Origin of the sequence: Bacillus atrophaeus, from assembly GCF_039519175.1 — a bacterium.
Classification (GTDB): Bacteria; Bacillota; Bacilli; order Bacillales; family Bacillaceae; genus Bacillus; species Bacillus atrophaeus.
The window spans coordinates 2915016-2930665 of record NZ_CP154443.1 but is presented as its reverse complement, the minus strand read 5'-3'; the positions used below and the strand labels follow the sequence as shown (position 1 = coordinate 2930665).

At 44.1% G+C, this 15650-nt stretch carries 22 protein-coding genes; 3 read left to right on the top strand and 19 right to left on the bottom strand.

Features of this window, described 5'->3' with window-relative positions:
* Positions 1 to 41: 41 nt before the first annotated feature.
* The 3 genes from gerR to AAHT65_RS14965 all read right to left on the bottom strand — a co-directional run bounded on the left by gerR (position 42) and on the right by AAHT65_RS14965 (position 1505).
* Positions 42 to 635 carry a sporulation-specific transcriptional regulator GerR gene (gene gerR, locus AAHT65_RS14975; protein WP_010788523.1) on the bottom strand — a complete coding sequence of 198 codons (594 nt, stop codon included), beginning with the start codon at positions 633 to 635 and terminating at the stop codon, positions 42 to 44.
* A gap of 150 nt (positions 636 to 785) precedes the next feature.
* Positions 786 to 965 carry a 50S ribosomal protein L32 gene (gene rpmF, locus AAHT65_RS14970; protein ID WP_003154457.1) on the bottom strand — a complete coding sequence of 60 codons (180 nt, stop codon included), beginning with the start codon at positions 963 to 965 and terminating at the stop codon, positions 786 to 788.
* A 21-nt stretch (positions 966 to 986) separates the two neighbouring features.
* The gene (locus tag AAHT65_RS14965; RefSeq protein WP_003329074.1) at positions 987 to 1505 is read right to left on the bottom strand and encodes a YceD family protein; all 519 of its coding nucleotides are present in this window, start codon (positions 1503 to 1505) and stop codon (positions 987 to 989) included.
* A 206-nt stretch (positions 1506 to 1711) separates the two neighbouring features.
* Between AAHT65_RS14965 and AAHT65_RS14955 the strand changes: the two genes are divergently transcribed.
* Positions 1712 to 2959, top strand: coding sequence for a nucleotidyltransferase (locus AAHT65_RS14955; protein WP_343310447.1), 1248 nt, complete (start codon positions 1712 to 1714; stop codon positions 2957 to 2959).
* A gap of 16 nt (positions 2960 to 2975) precedes the next feature.
* On the opposite strand, the gene AAHT65_RS14950 is transcribed toward AAHT65_RS14955, so the two are convergent.
* Both AAHT65_RS14950 and AAHT65_RS14945 read right to left on the bottom strand, forming a co-directional pair.
* Complete coding sequence (locus tag AAHT65_RS14950; protein ID WP_343311544.1) at positions 2976 to 3998, bottom strand: SepM family pheromone-processing serine protease; 1023 nt, start codon at positions 3996 to 3998, stop codon at positions 2976 to 2978.
* Between the two features lie 13 nt (positions 3999 to 4011).
* Positions 4012 to 4791 (bottom strand): patatin family protein, encoded by a 780-nt coding sequence (locus AAHT65_RS14945; RefSeq protein ID WP_010788520.1) that lies wholly within the window; start codon positions 4789 to 4791, stop codon positions 4012 to 4014.
* A 176-nt stretch (positions 4792 to 4967) separates the two neighbouring features.
* On the opposite strand from AAHT65_RS14945, the gene ylbJ reads away from it, so the two are divergent.
* On the top strand, positions 4968 to 6194 hold the full coding sequence (gene ylbJ / locus AAHT65_RS14940; RefSeq protein ID WP_343310446.1) for a sporulation integral membrane protein YlbJ: 1227 nt from the start codon (positions 4968 to 4970) through the stop codon (positions 6192 to 6194).
* A gap of 17 nt (positions 6195 to 6211) precedes the next feature.
* Here ylbJ and coaD read toward each other — a convergent pair whose 3' ends face one another.
* The 10 genes from coaD to AAHT65_RS14890 form a co-directional block, all read right to left on the bottom strand.
* Entirely contained in the window at positions 6212 to 6697 is a 486-nt protein-coding gene (coaD, locus tag AAHT65_RS14935) for a pantetheine-phosphate adenylyltransferase (protein ID WP_003329081.1), read from the bottom strand.
* Between the two features lies 1 nt (position 6698).
* Positions 6699 to 7256: a 16S rRNA (guanine(966)-N(2))-methyltransferase RsmD gene (gene rsmD, locus AAHT65_RS14930; RefSeq protein ID WP_106044904.1), complete on the bottom strand. Its 558-nt coding sequence runs from the start codon at positions 7254 to 7256 to the stop codon at positions 6699 to 6701.
* Between the two features lie 88 nt (positions 7257 to 7344).
* Positions 7345 to 7494, bottom strand: a complete 150-nt coding sequence (locus AAHT65_RS14925) for a hypothetical protein (RefSeq protein ID WP_003329083.1) — start codon at positions 7492 to 7494, stop codon at positions 7345 to 7347.
* A 99-nt stretch (positions 7495 to 7593) separates the two neighbouring features.
* On the bottom strand, positions 7594 to 7866 hold the full coding sequence (locus AAHT65_RS14920; protein WP_035175113.1) for a YlbG family protein: 273 nt from the start codon (positions 7864 to 7866) through the stop codon (positions 7594 to 7596).
* A gap of 60 nt (positions 7867 to 7926) precedes the next feature.
* The gene (locus tag AAHT65_RS14915; RefSeq protein WP_003329085.1) at positions 7927 to 8376 is read right to left on the bottom strand and encodes a YlbF family regulator; all 450 of its coding nucleotides are present in this window, start codon (positions 8374 to 8376) and stop codon (positions 7927 to 7929) included.
* Between the two features lie 53 nt (positions 8377 to 8429).
* Complete coding sequence (locus tag AAHT65_RS14910) at positions 8430 to 8834, bottom strand: hypothetical protein (protein WP_343310445.1); 405 nt, start codon at positions 8832 to 8834, stop codon at positions 8430 to 8432.
* A gap of 84 nt (positions 8835 to 8918) precedes the next feature.
* Positions 8919 to 9158, bottom strand: coding sequence for a YlbE-like family protein (locus tag AAHT65_RS14905; RefSeq protein ID WP_061571481.1), 240 nt, complete (start codon positions 9156 to 9158; stop codon positions 8919 to 8921).
* 15 nt (positions 9159 to 9173) lie between these two features.
* Complete coding sequence (locus AAHT65_RS14900) at positions 9174 to 9575, bottom strand: YlbD family protein (protein ID WP_003329088.1); 402 nt, start codon at positions 9573 to 9575, stop codon at positions 9174 to 9176.
* A 191-nt stretch (positions 9576 to 9766) separates the two neighbouring features.
* The gene (locus AAHT65_RS14895) at positions 9767 to 10804 is read right to left on the bottom strand and encodes a CAP domain-containing protein (RefSeq protein ID WP_088117108.1); all 1038 of its coding nucleotides are present in this window, start codon (positions 10802 to 10804) and stop codon (positions 9767 to 9769) included.
* Between the two features lie 96 nt (positions 10805 to 10900).
* Positions 10901 to 11350 (bottom strand): CBS domain-containing protein, encoded by a 450-nt coding sequence (locus AAHT65_RS14890; RefSeq protein ID WP_003329091.1) that lies wholly within the window; start codon positions 11348 to 11350, stop codon positions 10901 to 10903.
* A 145-nt stretch (positions 11351 to 11495) separates the two neighbouring features.
* Between AAHT65_RS14890 and AAHT65_RS14885 the strand changes: the two genes are divergently transcribed.
* Positions 11496 to 11855, top strand: a complete 360-nt coding sequence (locus AAHT65_RS14885) for a YugN family protein (RefSeq protein WP_003329092.1) — start codon at positions 11496 to 11498, stop codon at positions 11853 to 11855.
* Positions 11856 to 11893: 38 nt separating this feature from the next.
* Here AAHT65_RS14885 and ctaG read toward each other — a convergent pair whose 3' ends face one another.
* From ctaG to ctaD, 4 genes are read right to left on the bottom strand one after another with little or no spacing between them, the layout of a single operon-like run.
* The gene (ctaG, locus tag AAHT65_RS14880; protein WP_094233182.1) at positions 11894 to 12787 is read right to left on the bottom strand and encodes a cytochrome c oxidase assembly factor CtaG; all 894 of its coding nucleotides are present in this window, start codon (positions 12785 to 12787) and stop codon (positions 11894 to 11896) included.
* A gap of 27 nt (positions 12788 to 12814) precedes the next feature.
* Positions 12815 to 13147, bottom strand: a complete 333-nt coding sequence (gene ctaF, locus AAHT65_RS14875; RefSeq protein WP_003329094.1) for a cytochrome c oxidase subunit IVB — start codon at positions 13145 to 13147, stop codon at positions 12815 to 12817.
* A 2-nt stretch (positions 13148 to 13149) separates the two neighbouring features.
* Complete coding sequence (gene ctaE, locus AAHT65_RS14870; protein WP_003329095.1) at positions 13150 to 13773, bottom strand: cytochrome c oxidase subunit III; 624 nt, start codon at positions 13771 to 13773, stop codon at positions 13150 to 13152.
* Positions 13773 to 15641 carry a cytochrome c oxidase subunit I gene (ctaD, locus tag AAHT65_RS14865; RefSeq protein ID WP_010788510.1) on the bottom strand — a complete coding sequence of 623 codons (1869 nt, stop codon included), beginning with the start codon at positions 15639 to 15641 and terminating at the stop codon, positions 13773 to 13775. Before ctaD ends, ctaE begins: the two co-directional genes overlap by 1 nt.
* Positions 15642 to 15650: the final 9 nt, after the last annotated feature.

Here is a 15650-nt window from a genome sequence, read left to right as displayed (position 1 = left end):
AAGAAAACCGGCCGGGCTGGACCCAAAAGGCCGGTTCATTTTCAGATGCGTTCGTATGAGCCTTGGTTTGATTTTTTGTTTCGCCCGTCTTCTTTGGACACCACCATTTTCCTCGCTCTGTCCATGATGTCGATCAAGGCCTTGTAATCCTCTTCTGTCATCTCCAGCTGATTCCGCAGCGTTTGATTTTCACTGCGTAAGTCCTCAAGTTCTTTTTGCAGCGCGTTTACTTGCTCTGTGAGCCTTTCTCTTTCATGATGAAATTCTTGTGCAGATGGCGCTTCTTTAAATTGTTCGAGAAATTGTATGACATCTTGTATAGATAGATCTCTATTTCTTTCTGGAGTTACGGGCGGAGCCTGCTTTACCGTATCAGGCATGTTAGCGGCGTGAACACCGATTTGCTTTCTCAGTTCTTTTCGCTGTTTTTTAGCAAGTTCTATGCCTGATTGATATTGTTTCCTCACAAATGAATTCCATCTAAATCCGCAGGCGGCGGCCGTTCTGGTCAGCGCCCTTCCTACTTCCTCAAATGCGGAAAGCTGTGTTCCGCCCTCGCGAATATGGCGAAGCACCACCTCCGCCAGCAGCAAATCTTCATCCTGTGTCCAAGCATCTTGTCTCGTAATGGTCAATGCGATCTCCCTCCAAGTTAGCTCATTTACCTCATACATATGCGGATAATAGATTAGATAGACTATTTGCACTCACAAATTTTCCCGGAGCCAGCTTGAAGAGAAAAAGAAAAAAGCACAGGAGTTATTCTCCCATGCTTTTGTCATTCATTAATTGCTTTTTACATTTATGTCTTTGCCGTTGTATGATCCGCATGCTTTGCATACACGGTGAGACAATTTCATCTCTCCGCATGACGGACATTCTGTCATACCAGGTACATTAAGTTTGAAATGTGTACGGCGCAATCTTTTTTTCATTTTAGAAGTTCTTCTAAAAGGTACAGCCATTATTCCCACCTCCTTAAAGAGTTAAGATTCATCATCTTGTTTTAAGAGCTTTTCAAGACCTGCGAGCCTCGGATCGACCTGATTTTTCTTGTCTTCTTCCGAAATAACCTGCCAATCCTTTCCTTCTTGAGGAGCAGCTCCTTCTTTTTGAACAGATTCACAAAAGATTTGCATAGGGATTTCTAAAAGAATTTCTTCTTTTACGATCGGAGTTAAGTCGATAGTATCGTCTTCAACAATCTGCACGTCCTCATCTTCTATATCATCCGTCTTATGAAATATAAACAGTTCTTTTGTTGAAATTGTAAATGGATACGGAACATCAACAAGTGTTCTTGAGCATGGCAAAATCATTTCGCCTGAAATCGTAAAGTCAAACGAAACCTGTTTGGATTCAATATCCGCTCTTCCTTTCACCCGGACGGGAGAAATGCTGCGAATGTCAGAATTCAATGTTGTCATCTCATTTAACTCAACTGTTTCATCAAACTCAAAACTCTTTTTTGCCATTTGATGCAGCTGATAAATCGTCCATTTCATTTGTATCACCTCAGGAAAGCAACAAACATGATTATAGCTTTTATCAATGTTTTTGTCAATATTTTTTCTTTACAGCATAATGCTGTCATTAAAGCGCCGTTGACAGCTGAATATGCTATGCATACACTTAACAAAACAGCTGTGAAAAGTATTTCATTTGCAAATGTACCATACGTTTTCATTCATAGCAAGAAAGGCGGATAAATGTGAGAGCAGTCGGATTGGTTGTTGAATATAATCCCTTTCATAACGGGCATCTTTATCATGCCCAAAAAGCAAAAACGGAAACCGAAAGCACAGCGGCGGTTGCTGTTATGAGCGGACACTTTTTGCAGCGCGGGGAACCGGCGGTCGTATCAAAATGGGCCCGAACGAAAATGGCTCTTCAAAGCGGCGTTGACCTTGTTGTTGAGCTCCCTTATATATATGCCGTTCAAAAAGCGGAAACGTTCGCCGGGGGCAGCGTCAGGATATTGCATCATTTAGGCTGCGAATCTCTCTTTTTCGGAAGCGAGACCGGACATATTGCTCCTTTTTTTGAAACGGCCAAAGTCTTTCAGAAACATGAAGATTTATTTCACCAATGTGTAAAAGAAGAATTGCAACGGGGAGCCAGTTATCCTTCGGCGGCGGCTGCTGCTTTCAGAACAATTCTAAAGGAGGAAAATACGCTGGACTTGTCGAAGCCGAATAACATTCTCGGCTATCACTATGTGAAATCCATTCAAGAGATCGGCTCTCTTATGCAGCCGTATACCACAGCCCGTATTTCTTCGGATTATCATGATGCCGACCTGCCTAAAGGAGAAACCAGTATCGCAAGCGCGACAAGCATTCGCAAAGCGCTTGAAGAAGAAGGTCTTGATACCTGCGGCGGCTTTCTTCCTTCCGCCTCTATACGGGAATTAGAAGATTATGTCCAAACATTCGGTCTGCGGCATTCTTCAGAGTCTTATTTTTCTTATTTAAAATACAGTCTCACTACTCTTTCAGCGCAGGAACTGCAGCAAATCTACGAAGTAGAAGAAGGACTTGAACACAGAATCCTTCGTTCAATCAGAAAAGCGCGTTCGTATCAAGAGTACATGGAACTTCTGAAAACAAAACGCTATACGTGGACGAGACTGCAGCGCATGAATACGCATATATTAATGAGAACGAGAAAACAAGATATGCACCGTCTTCTTGAAGATTCCGAAATTCCTTATATCAGATTGCTCGGCATGACAAAAAAAGGACAAGTCTTTTTATCACAACAGAAAAAAAAGCTTTCCGTTCCGCTCATCAGCAAGCTGTCTTCATTTTCCCACCCCGCCCTCGATTTAGATATAAGGGCAAGCCGGATTTACAGCCTGCCTATGAACGAGCCGCAGAGAACCGTTTTTAATGACCAGGAATATGCGCATGCGCCCATCCGCTACGATGAGGATGAAAAGCGTTTTTTGAGTTCATAAAAAAGCACCTGAATCATCAGGTGCTTTTTGCTTTGAGCTTATTCAAATAGTCAATCGCATCCTGCATCGTGTCAACGGGAACGATTTTCATATCCGAATCAATGTCTTTTGCTGTTTTTACTGCGTTTTTATAATCGGAATTGCTGGCGCCGTTTTGGTTTGGCGCAAAGAAAATGTCTTTGCCGGCTTTATCTGCCGCCACTACCTTTTGATCAATACCGCCGATCGGGCCTACCTTGCCGTCGATATCAATTGTTCCTGTTCCGGCAATATTATAGCCTTTTGTTTCATCCGTTTTGGTGAGCTGATTATAAATTTCTAGCGACATCATTAAACCTGCTGACGGCCCGCCGATATTTTCAATTTTAAAATCAATATCCGGCTTTACCTTTACATTCCGGTCAGTGTATAAAGCCACACCTATGCCGGCTCGGCCCGGCTCCTCCGGGAATGCCTTCAGCGCGAGTGTAACTGTTTTTTCTTTTGTATCTCTTTCAATTTTAAAGGTCACCTTGTCCCCTGGTTTTTTACTGCTGATATAGTCGATCAATTTCTCTGAGGACTGATAGGTTTTTCCGTCGGCGCTGATAATTTTGTCTCCGACTTCAATTTTTCCCTTGGCCGGCATATTTGCTACAACAGAGCTTGCATAAATGCCGTTAAAAGAGTAGCTCACTTCTTTTCCCGCTTTTTGATAGGCTGCAATGACGGCATTTTCCTGTGAGCTTTTCATCATTTGCACCTGGCGTTTCATATATTCTTCATCCGATTCGCCTTCTTGCTTAATGCTTTCGTCCGGGACAATTTCATAATACGGATGCATCTTCGCCCATAGATATGTATAGGGGTTGGCCGGGCCTACTTTCACAGTCATTAAGGATAAGCTTCCCTTTTCCGGATAGCCTCCTTTCACTTTAACGAGCGAGGCAAGTTCTGTCGCCTCTCCCGGTTTCGTCACGTAGTATGGAAGCTTGATGAATGTGACAGCGACAATCAGAATGAGGATGACGAGCATCCACCGGAAATGTCTTTTCTTCATATGTATCAACTTTTTAGCCCTCCCAATTCTCTATTTCTTGTTTAATCTGCCTGATCAGTCCGTTTGTTGCTTTTTCACCGGCATGGATCACGTCTTCAATGTTTGCAAAAGAGCTTGAGCTGTGTGTTTCAAGAGAAGGGCGAATGACGACATCTGCGGCAATCGTTTGATGGCGGACCAATTCATTTTGTAATATATCCATACTTTGCATGATTACGTCAAAAATATGTGCCGCTTTTTCTGTTTTTCTGACACGTGATACATCCGAAGCGATAATAATATCAGCTCCCATATCCTTGACGACAGAAACCGGAATCCGGTCAACTACCGCGCCGTCTACCAAAAGGCGTCCATCCATCCGCTGCGGAACAAAAATGCCCGGTATGCTTATGCTTGCCCGCACCGCTTCTGACACAGAGCCTTTGTGAAACACTACCTTTTCGCCTGTCTGTAAATCGCACGCGACAATACCTAACGGAATTTGCAGCTCTTCAATAGGCTTGCCGAATGTATAAGCGTGTACGAGCTGCCTGACGCGGTCGCCTTTCAAAAAACCGAGCTTAGGCATCGTATAATCGGCATACAGCCGCTTTTTAAATGCCTTGGCGACTTTTTTCATTGTCTCTACATCATGTCCCGCGGCATGAAAACTGCCCACTAAAGCTCCCATACTGCTTCCTGCAATCATATCAACCTGAATTTGATGCTTATGTAAACTTGAAAGCACTCCGAGATGAGCCAGTCCCCTCGCTCCTCCCGAGCCGAGTGCTAACCCGATTTTAGGTTTGGCCAACGCATTTCCCCCTCTGACACCCTATATACGAATTCTATGGTCTAAACTGAACCCCTATGCTCGTATATTAGTACAAAGGGCCATTGGGACAGGATGTGGTTTGGCCGCTCTAAGGTCTGTTACTTATTTTATCATGATATAAATTTGTGTGCATTTTTAGCGTCGGGGAGGTCAGAATGAACTTGTCGAAGATAAATACTTTTTTAATTGCTTCGTTTTTTATTTTTTTGACAGCGACTGTCATATTACACCCGCAGGCTTCATTTGATGCCTCTAAAACAGGACTTGCTATGTGGTGGGAAGTTGTCTTTCCGTCTTTGCTGCCGTTTTTTATTCTTTCCGAACTATTAATCGGGTTTGGGATCGTCAGGTTTGTCGGCCTGCTGCTTGAGCCTTTCATGCGGCCGATCTTTCGTGTGCCGGGTGTCGGCGGATTTGTGCTGGCCATGGGAATGGCATCTGGCAACCCGGCTGGAGCAAAGCTTACTGCGAGACTTCGGCAAGAAAAGCAGATTTCCAGAGTTGAAGCAGAACGCCTTGTTTCTTTCACAAACTCTTCAAATCCTTTGTTTATATTTGGCGCCGTGGCTGTTGGTTTTTTTCATAATGCATCTTTAGGGATTCTCTTAGCCTGCGCCCACTACCTCGGAAATTTAGCCGTAGGTTTGACGATGCGTTCCTATGGGCGAAAAGAAGAAGATAGCACGATGAGACATAGAGCCGTGCGTTTTCCTTCTCTAAAAGATGCATTTCATGCCCTTCATACCGCACGCTTGGCAGAAAAAAGGCCCCTCGGAAAAATTTTGGGTGATGCGGTGACCTCTTCTGTCCAAACGCTTCTTATGGTAGGCGGCTTTATCATTTTATTCTCTGTGTTCAACCGCTTATTGTCAGTCGTTCAATTAACTGATATTCTGTCCATCTTCACAAAAGCGGTGCTTTCACTTTTTCAGCTTCCCGCCCAGCTGGACATTCCCCTTTTGTCAGGTATGTTTGAAATCACTCTCGGCAGCAAGCTTGTCAGTGAATCCGATGCGGCGCTTTTACAAAAAGCAATCATCGTCAGCTTTATTCTCGGATTCAGCGGTTTTTCGGTACAGGCACAGGTGGCGGGCATTTTGTCAGACACGGATATCCGGTTTAAACCATTTTTCTTTGCGCGTATTTTACAGGGCATTTATGCGGCTGTATTTATTATCATTTTATGGAAGCCTCTCTATACCGTTCTAGAAGAGCCGTATCAGCATGTCTTTCAGCCTCTCCAAAAGCCTGCCGCACAGGAAGCGTTCATAAGCGGCTGGAATTTTCTCGTGGCGTCAGGCCCTGCGGTCACGTTAGGAGCGCTGTTATCATATGTACTGATTTATTCATATCGATTAACGAACAATGAAAAAAAAGGATGAGAGCTTAAAAAAAGCCCTCATCCTTTACTGAACTTATATTGAAGCGCAAGATCGACTTCCGGCGGAACAAGCTCTGACACAGAGCCTTTATACTTTGCGACTTCTTTTACAATGCTTGAGCTTAAAAATGAGTATTGATTGTTTGTCATCATGAAAAAGGTCTCGATGGATTCATCCAACACACGATTCATTGATGTCCCCTGCATCTCATATTCAAAATCCGATACAGCTCTCAATCCTCTTAATATGACTTTTGCATTTTTCCTTTTCATATAATCAATGAGCAGTCCCTGTGAGGTCTCAACCGTTATGTTCGGTATATCTTTTGTGACTTCTCTCAGCAGCTCGCACCGCTCTTCTACAGTAAATAACGGTTTCTTCGAAGAATTGTTCAGCACACATACATAAACCTGTTCAAAAATGCCGGCTCCCCGTCTGATAATATCCAGATGCCCGTAGGTCACAGGATCAAAACTGCCGGGACAAACAGCTATACTCGCCACCTTACTCCCCCCTTTTTCTATAAATCGACACTCCTGTAAGCCCGTACATTTCCTGTCTCGCCAACACAAGTCCGCCGATGGTTTCCGGAAGTTCAACGCCTTTGTCGTGCTCTGTCACGATGAATCCGTCATCTTCCAGCATCTGATGTTCGTCAATCGAGCTTAAAAGCGCTTTCAGCTTTTGCTCCTTATACGGAGGATCTAAAAAGATGCCATGAAATCCTGTCTCTCTTTTTGCAGCGGCATGCAAGGCGCGTTCCGCGTCATTACGGTAAACGTCCGCCGCTTTTATCAAATCTAATGTTTTTAAATTCGCCTTTACGGTTTGGATCGCTTTAAATTCACGATCGACAAAAACGCAATGGTCAAATCCGCGCGAAAGGGCTTCAATCCCGAGGCCTCCGCTTCCTGCAAACAAATCGAGCGCTCTGCCCCCTTCAAAATAAGGGCCTATCATATTAAAAATAGATTCCTTTACTTTGTCAGTCGTCGGTCTTGTTGATGTGCCCGGCACAGCTTTTAGCGCGCGGCCTTTTTTTGATCCAGAAATTACTCTCATCTTCCACACCACTTTTTCTCAAGCTTATAGGTTTCCAGTCCGGCAAAAAGCCGTATGTAAATGATTTTAAAAAACCAACACTATCTTATCATAAAGCTATCACGCTCACAATGAGCGCCAATCCGGCGAGAATTTCTTCTCTTTTATGTATAGCGCGGCTGCTATATGTCCATACTACATGCAACAGCATCTTTTGGGATGTTGTTGCCAACCGCGGAGAAGACTTACGTTTCCCCATAAGTTCTTCCTCCGGTTTCTCCTCTCCCTTTGCCTTCTCCCTTAACATGTTAAGGAATAGAAGGACCCCGCAGATGTCTGCGGGGATTTTTTTATTGGGCTAAATGCCGATTTTATAATCGTATTCTTTCGCCTTATCAAGTTTTGATTCGAATTCTAATTTCAAAAACGGTTTATAGGAAGGCTCTACTTTTTTCACAAAAGAGTAGGAGGATATCTTGTCCATCGTTCTTTCGAGCTGATTCATATCGCAATACAGCACAACGTATTTTAAACGTTTTGAGACATAATGGACATTCCCGAATTTTCTCAGCATTTTACTCTGCTTCAAGGAATGCAGATATACAATCATACCTTGGCGTTTATTCTCCAATTCAATCACCTGCCTGATTTTTCTTGTCTTGTTATGTAAAAGACGAGACTGTTCGTCTCGTCAGGATACTTTGCATCCGCAGCCGCCGCCTGAACCGCATCCGCCTCCGCAAGAAGACAGACCGTCAAAGTAAGGGTTTCCCGTCGGAACTTTTATATGTTCGGAAACGGCGGTCCCAAGCTCTATGCTGACTTCATCAAGAATTGACTGCAGCTCAGTCTCCGCTTTTTTAAAGTCCGCCACTTTGTCATTGAGGTCCAGCTCCCGTTTGATTTCCCTCATTTTTCGGGAAATCTCTCTATAGTCAGGATGATATTTGCCAAATCGCTGCACATCTTCATATTTGTCTTTTATGTCCATAAAGGAACGAATAATCCGGCCTGCCTCTTCATCTTGCTGGAGACGCTTATAACAATTACGGTAATTTTCAGCCGTCTCTGACTGAAGAATCATGCCGGCAAGCTTCTGCGCCTCACTTTGAAGCCGCACGGATTCCATCGTTGCATACATAGCACGCACCTCCAGTTGTTAGTTTACCACGAAACCATCCAATTGGAAAATGTCTAGCGAATGAATACGTCCCACGTTTTTGAGATCTGTTTGAAATCAGGGTGGCGGGAGATTACCTCTACGGTCAGCCTGTGGTTCCCTTTGGACAGGTGTCTGACGATAAATGCCGCAGTATACTCGTTTCTTAGTTTCTTTCCGTCTGCGTAAACCGCTAAATAGCCTTGCTTGTCTCTGACTGATGCCGGCCCCGTTTTAAAGTGGAAATCGTTCAGCATACATTCCACGTAAACGCGGGAATCCTTTATTTTATATGTAAGCCAATCGACTTGCAGCTCTTTTGGGTGCGCCTGAGCTTCCAGTGCAGCTGTTTCCCCCAGCTCTCCTTTCGGAACCGGTTTATGTACCGAACAGCCAGCCGTCACCATACACAACACACATATACACCACAATATTTTCATAGAAGGTCTCCTTTTTATCATCTGAGAGTAGCTTTTGCTGCCGGAGACCATTTTATGAATAAAAAAGACCCTGATCTGGGTCTTTTAATCTTGAGTACGCATAGCCTGAAACATCTGCACCATCATTTGCGCCATTTGAATGCCGTTTGTAAATTGATGGACCCGATGCGGAATGGTTTTTTCATAGTAATTCATCATTGCCAGCTGAAAGGCAGCCAATTCATCCGGATTTCTGGCGAGTCTCCGGTACCATATCGGCTGCTCTCTTATGAACCGTCTCCGTTCTTCATCAGCCATTATAAATTCCTGAACATCTTTACGCATGAATGTACCCCTTTATTAATCCTTTCTGAAAGAAAAAGGATGTTGTCCAGAGCCTGTTTGAGATTGTTTGGAGCCGCTGCCTGAGAACTGGCTGAGGAGATTTTGCAATGATGAGATCGACTGACTCATTTTATTAATTTGTTCATTCATTTGATTGACATCCATTTTTTTCACTGCCGTCACCATTTTGGAGACAAAATCATATTTATCGGCCGCTTCAGGCACCGCTTCTTGACCCTCGGCCGGTTTATCTTTATATGGGTCCCATATCGGATCGTTTTCACCGAGCAGCACCCAATTTTCATACACGTCCTGCCAGCTTCTTTCTTCTTTTCGTACTTCTTTTATCAGCTTTGGATGCTTCTTGACAAATTGTTTAAAATCATTGATTGACTGATGAGCATGTTGATTCGCCACAATCCTCACCCCCCTCGTAAATATATGCCTACTATAATGTATCGGGCCGGGATGGATTGTGTTCGCCTAAATTCATAGAAAAACGGAGAATGACTGCTGCTTTCTCTCATCTTCTCTTGGCGCACGGAGCGGCAGGCCATAATCTAAAATAACCGCGGGAGTGTAACCTCCCGCGGTCCGAATCTGTCTGACTATTGCTTGATGAAATTTTGGGTGTAATATTTGTGATCTACTCCGACGCCGAGGTGCGTATAATCCTCATTTAACAGCGCTTTTCTATGGCCCTCGCTGTTCAGCCAACCCTCAACAGCCGCCGGGCCGTCCACATAGTTATAAGCAATATTCTCCCCTGCCTGCTGAAACTCCACATCGCCTTTTTCCAAACGGTCTTTCAGCGTTCCGTATTTTTTGGAAACATGGGAGAAATAATCATTATCCTTCATATCCTCACTATGTCCAAAAGCCACTTGTGCGGTCGGTTCATCCCATGCCAGCTTTGCCAAACCATGCTTTACGCGAATGACATTGGTCAAATCGAGGATTTGCTGTTCACTCGTATCCTCTATTTCTTTCCATTCTTTGTCCGAAACTGTTTTCGGCTCAATCAATTCTCCCCGGTACACAACCTCATAAGGCCTTTGCTTCACAAAGGTTTCAGCATCAAACGCACGAATGCTTGACAGGCTGCCCTCAAATTTGTCCATATATAGCTGAACATATACTTTTCCCACTTTTACGGTAGGACGGGTATTGATATCTTCTTCTGAAAATTCAAATCTGTAGGAATTCCCTTTGTATTCCACATTCACAAACGGTGCAACTTGTGTGGTCTTAAATACTTCCCCTGTTGTTTCGCCGATTTGAAACGGCTTGGCATTTATACCGTTTCCTGAAGCAAACAAGGTGACAACTTTATCGTTCAGAACGCCGATTTGAACATATTGGTCTTTTCCCTTGTTGTAGACCCACCATTCGTAATCATATGCGGACGGATCTTTACGTTCCGGTTCTCCCAATTTTTCCTTCAATTCATCTGCTGACTTGCCCATCAACGACAGTAAGCCTGATGTCGGCATTTTGATCCGCTTGCCGTTTTCCGTTTCCTCATTTGATACTTTCGGTTCGCTGTCATTTGTTTTCTTTTCAGGAACAGATCCATATTGAATAAACAGAACGTAGGTTCCGGCAATAATCAAGAGAATAACAAGAGCTCTTGCTATGTTTTTCAACCTTCCACCTCCCAAGATTGATTCACGTCTGCATCGAGTACAGTTTACATGATTCAATTACAATACAGCCTATTTTTTATGTCAATGAAATATGTGTTAATGAACAAAACCTTGCCGGCCGTTTTCATCATCTTCGGATATATCAGATAATGCACTGCCTGCACGTTCATTTGTTTGCTCAGACAAAGCCAGATCGCCAAGCGTCACAATACCGACCAGCTTCTTGTTCTTTGTTACAGGTATTCTTCTGAGCTGACGGGCCGCCATCAAATGAAGCACTTCATCCACCGATGTATCTTCTTCAACGCTGACGGGCTCTTTTGTCATAGCATCGGTTATTTTTTGAGAATTAGGTCTTTTCGAAGCGATTCCTCTTAATACCAGATCACGGTCTGTGACAATACCAACAAGTGTTTCTCCGTCTTCGTCAACTACAGGAACAGCTCCTACATCTGCGTCTTTCATCTTTACCGCAGCTTCATATACATTATCTAATACAGTGCAATATTGCAAGTCAGCCGTCATCAGTTCTTTTATTTTTGTCATCCTGAAAACCTCCTCCTTTATTCTACTGACATTGTCGTCAAGTTTTGTTTTTTACATACTTTCAACACAAGAAGATTCATTGAAAGTTTCATGTTTTCATACTATGATTGTCAGGAAAGGTAAATTTTATAAGGAGGGGTCGCGGTTGAAATTTACGGAAAGCGGACTTGAAGGGGTAAAGGCCGAGCTTAGCCGCTTGGATGATCTGATGGAAAGCAAGGGGCTGGTTCGAGCCGGTCAATGGGATTATGAAAGAGTGACCTATGATAAGAAGTTTTCGATGATTGAGGGAACATTTTATCTGCGCATTCAAGGTTATGCGGTAGAGGGGGATGTCGGAAGAGGCCAAGCTGTCATTGAATTGATGACCCCTTTATTAGGCAAGCATTATTATCCGCACGGTGTGGAGTATGGAGACGCAGAAGAGTTTCCGATCCAAGTCGTTTCAAAGAGCAAATCGCTGATACAGGAAATATCCGATACCTTAAAAACCGTTCAACTGTAGGCTCTAAAAAAAGGTACAGCCTTTCATGCTGTACCTTTTTACGATAAATGATGCTGAATATACGGCGGTTCCTCTTGTCCGTCTTTTTCCCTCTCCTTTTTCACCCACTGAAAAAAGATAATAGCTAAGCAGGCGCCATACACAATTTCCTGTATGATCTTCATAATGACAGCTCCAAGCTGCTGATCTTCCACCAGAGGCAGCGTATTAAACATTTCCGGACCTGTTAACGGGATTTGCCCCAGCATGTCAGCAGGAACACAAAGCTTCATCGCTTCCGCCCAGGCAGACGGTTCAGTATATGTTGCATACAAAGGGGTTCCGCTAAACATAATGAGAGCACAGGCAGGAGTGAGCAAGATGCCATCGGCCATAATATAACCGAGTTTCATCAGCCCGCTAAGCTGCGGCAGTTCCTTAAGCTTGTGCACAAGAGGCCACCACATAAAAAATGCTGTAATGAAGATCAGACAAGTCATCAGCGTATGATACAGCGAATCAGTTTTCACCAAATCAAAAATAAACGGAACATGATAGATTGAAAAAAGGCCATTAAACAAGAGTAAAGCGATTAAAGGCACAGAGAAGAATGAAAAAACAGGCTTAACCATCGGATGAAAAATAAGCTTTCTCCATGTCTGCGCAGGAATTCCCGCAATCAGCAGCGGAGGCACGACTAAATATAAAACCGCCATCTGCCCCATATGCGCGCTGAACATAATATGTCCGAGCAGATCAATCGGGCTTCCCTCAGCCAGATATAAAAAGGCCATTGCAAGGACAAACAATGCCTTCTCTTTCCGTGTCACCTGTTCATGACGTGAAGACAACCGTCTGCACAAAAGAAAATAAAGAACCGTGATCAGCACGAGAAAACAAAAAAGATAAGGGCTCCACATCGCGCGAAACCCAAATATCTCCAGATTATTGATGACCTTCACCTCCCGGCCGCGCCGGCTTTACCACCAAATAATGGTGACAAAAGCCAGCACCGTAATAAATGCGACAAATATCCCTGAATACAGAAATAAAGCCGGCGCTTCATGTCCTTTCTGATTCATATGCATGAAGTAAAAAAGCTGAAAAATCACTTGAATGACTGCCAGAAGAATAATAAACGGAATCGTAAACCAATTTCCGATATCATCCGAAGCCACAGTCAAAAACGCAACAAGCGTGAGACCGATCATCAAACCGAAGGATAAAACTTGGTATTTCATCTCCTCAGCATTTTTCTTTTTTCGATAAGCAAGATCTGTACTTACGTTCCCTTTGCCTTTTCTATCGTCCATGTTTATCCCACCATCCCCATTAAATATACAACGGTAAAGATAAATACCCATACGACATCAATAAAATGCCAATACAGGCTTGCGACATAAAATTTAGGCGCGTTATACAGGCTGAGGCCTCGTTTTGCATTGCGGATCATAAGCGCGCTGATCCACAGCAGCCCAAACGCTACGTGAGCGCCGTGTGTGCCGACGAGTGTATAAAATGATGAGCCGAGTGCCGAGCTTGTAATCGTAAATCCAAACTCATGCGTGTAATGTTTGAATTCATAAATCTCGACGCCTAAGAAACCAGCCCCTAATAAGAGTGTTAATAAGAGCCACAGCTGCATTTTCCCAAACGCGAAGTTTTTCATATGATACATCGCATATACACTCGTTAAACTGCTCGTTAATAATAGCATCGTCGCAATAAAAACAAGTGACAAATCAAACATCTCTGATGTCGGCGGATCACTGGCATTCGAATTTCTGAGAGCAAGAAATGTCGCAAAGAGAGATGCGAACAGCACAGTCTCTCCGCCAAGGAAAAGCCAAAAGCCCAAAAATTTATTTTTCCCTTCCAGTGTTGCTTTTTCTGGAGAAGCGGGGAAGGTTTCCGCAGTCAATTGTTCCTCTGTTTGCATCATGTCTTCACTCCTTTATCATCATTGGCTAAATCCTCTTTATGAATATGATAGCCGTGATCATCAATTACTGAGCGAAGCAGCATGGTAAAGAAGGTGATGCCAAGGCCCACAAAGATCACAGGCAGTCCCCAAGCGTGATCTGATCTGTATAACAGCCCGAACGCTGCGACAAAAAGACCGAAAGATATAATGAACGGAAGAATCGACCCGTTCGGCATGTGAATATCGTTTACCGGTTCAGCCGGTGTCATCGACTTGTTTCCGGCCTGCTTTTCGATCCAAAGCGGATCAAGACCTCTGACAAACGGAAGCTGCTTAAAATTATATTCCGGCGGCGGTGAAGAGACAGCCCATTCAAGTGTCCGTCCGTCATGCCAAGGATCATTGCCGACATATTCGCCTTTAACTGATGTCCAAATCACGTTGATAAGCAAGATAACGACAGCAGCAGCCATGAAAAACGCACCGATCGTACTGATCAAGTTTCCGGCCTCAAGCCCCTGGCCGGGCAAAAAGGTGAAAACACGCCGCGGCATTCCCATTAACCCGAGGAAATGCTGAATAAAGAAAGTAAGGTGAAAACCGATAAAAAATAAAACAAATGAAATTTTGCCCATCGTTTCATGCAGCACCTTGCCGAACATTTTCGGCCACCAGAAATGCACACCGGCCAAGATGCCGAATACAACACCGCCGATAATGACATAATGGAAGTGAGCAACAACGAAATACGTATCATGGAACTGGTAGTCTGCCGCCGCTGCCGCCAGCATGACACCCGTCACACCGCCTAGAACAAAGGACGGAATAAACGACACCGCGTACAGCATTGGAGTCGTGTATTTCACGTTTCCTCCCCAAATGGTCAGCAGCCAGTTGAAAATCTTTATTCCCGTCGGTATCGCAATGGCCATTGTCGCGACCGCAAAAATCGCGTTTGCTATCGGTCCAAGCCCTGTTGTAAACATATGGTGCACCCAGACCATAAAGCCCAGAAAACCGATTAACACGATGGCGAACACCATTGAGGAATATCCAAATAATCGCTTCCTGGCAAAGACCGGAATAATTTCTGAGAAAATGCCGAAAGCAGGCAAAATCAATATATATACTTCCGGGTGTCCGAATATCCAGAATAAATGCTCCCAAATAATCGTGTTTCCGCCAAGCTCCGGATTAAAGAAGTTGGTTCCGAACAAACGGTCAAGCATCATAAAAGCCAAACCGACTGTCAACGGCGGAAAAGCGAATAAAATCAGTGCTGACGCAACAAATGTCGTCCATGTAAACAGAGGCATTCTCATGTACGTCAAACCCGGGGCCCTCATGTTTATGATCGTTGCTAAAAAGTTGATCCCGGCTATCAAGGTTCCGAGCCCTGATATTTGCAGACCCAGAACGAAGAAATCAATTCCATGCCCTTTTGAATGAAGAGAAAGTGACGCATACGACGTCCATCCCGCATCAGGAGCCCCTCCCAAAAACCAGCTGAGATTAAGGAATACTCCTCCGAAAAAGAAGAGCCAAAAACCAAGCGCGTTCAAAAACGGAAACGAAACATCACGCGCTCCGATCTGCAGTGGTACTACCGCATTCATAAAACCAAACAAGAGCGGCATCGCTGCTAGGAAAATCATGGTGGTGCCGTGCATCGTCATGATTTCATTGTATAATCCCGCACTGACAAAATCATTACCCGGCTTAGCGAGCTGGATTCTGATAAACATTGCTTCAAGCCCGCCGACAAGAAAGAAAAACCCCCCGGCCGCTAAATAAAGAATCGCAATTTTTTTATGGTCGACTGTCGTTAAATAATCCCAAAGCAAAGATCCGCGCGTCCGCTTTTCTGTAAGCGCATTCAACATGTGTGACCT